Below are 1,453 nucleotides of genomic sequence, written 5' to 3' on the forward strand. Positions count from 1 at the left end.
ACTGGAGTTTAGACTAAGTAAAATCTCCAGGGGTAAAAAAAGGGAGTCTGAATTGAAAAGCAGACCCCACTTGGCAGAAACTAAGAGTAGTACCACCCACCCTTAGCTGCCAATATGCACCTTGCCAAATTAAAAGAATTTCGTCAAGCGGCTTATCAGTATTTATGTCGGGCTCACGATGCGACGTTTGAATTGACTGATGCCATTCTATTGACTCGCCATGTCCACTGTCTAGCAGACTTGTCCCTATGTCCTGTGTTTCGCCGACGCTGGTCAAGTATTTATGAAGCCTTACAAGATTGCCGTCCAGCTCGACGTAAATTGATGCAGATATATATTAAACATATCCCAAAAGATATTCGTCCCATACTCGCCATAGATCATACCAGTTGGCCGCGCCCAGATGCTGTGACTCTGCAAGAACGAACAATTGAACATCAAGCAACGGATATCCCTGGAAACCGACCCATTACTTTGGGCCAAGGTTACAGTACAATTGCTTGGGTTCCAGAGAGCGAAGGTAGTTGGGCTTTACCATTACGGCACGAACGAATTACCAGTTGGGAAAGTCCTATTGACAAAGCTGTCTGGCAACTACGACAAGTCAGCCAATATCTACCCTCACGACCAATTGTACTCATAGACAGTGAGTATGGTTGTGCCCCTTTTGTGCTGAAGACTGCGGGCATTCAAGCTGATAAATTAATGCGTTTGCGCTCAAATTTATGTTTGTGGGGTGCGCCGCCCCCTTATTCAGGTAAAGGTTGTCCGCGCAAACATGGCCAGAAGTTTAAGCTCAATGATGCTAGCACATGGGAAGAACCAACGGAAACTATAGAAATTGATGCGCCAAATTTAGGTAGGCTCCGAATTAGTTTGTGGCGCGATAAACATTTTCAAGCGGCGGCTAACATCCAAATGCAATTAATACGGGTTGAACGGCTTAAGAATCAGAGCGGACAGTTCACCAAACCTCTCTGGTTAGCTTGGGTGGGTGAAGAAATGTTGCCTTTGAATGAAGTTTGGCGACTGTACTTGCGGCGCTTTGCTATAGATCATTGGTATCGTTTTGCCAAGCAACGACTGCATTGGACATTGCCCAAATTAAGCAGTCCAAAACAGTGTGAACGGTGGAGCGATCTGATGCCGTTAATAACCTGGGAGTTGTGGTTAGCGCGTGCAGTGGTGGCTGACAACCCTTTACCGTGGCAGAAATCGATGGCCAAATTAACACCTGGACGAGTAGCCCAAAGTATGGGAGGAGTTTTAGCCGCAATTGGTACTCCGGCTGTTCCTCCCAAACCCCGAGGAAAGTCTCCTGGATGGCCTCAAGGAAAACCTCGGTCCACAAAACCTCGATGTCCAATTGTCAAAAAAGGGACTTCCAAGCGTAAAAAAGCCTTCAAGAACTCGGTCTAAATCCCAATTTTTCCTCTTCCATATTTTCTTTTAG

General features: G+C 46.1%; 1 protein-coding gene. It reads left to right on the forward strand.

The annotated features are described in order from the left end of the window. The first annotated feature begins 114 nt into the window (after positions 1-114). On the forward strand, positions 115-1,419 hold the full coding sequence (locus tag QUB33_RS29430) for an NF041680 family putative transposase (RefSeq protein ID WP_333358216.1): 1,305 nt from the start codon (positions 115-117) through the stop codon (positions 1,417-1,419). The last annotated feature ends 34 nt before the right edge of the window (positions 1,420-1,453 follow it).

Origin of the sequence: Microcoleus sp. B3-A4, assembly GCF_036705385.1 — a bacterium.
GTDB lineage: Bacteria > Cyanobacteriota > Cyanobacteriia > Cyanobacteriales > Microcoleaceae > Microcoleus.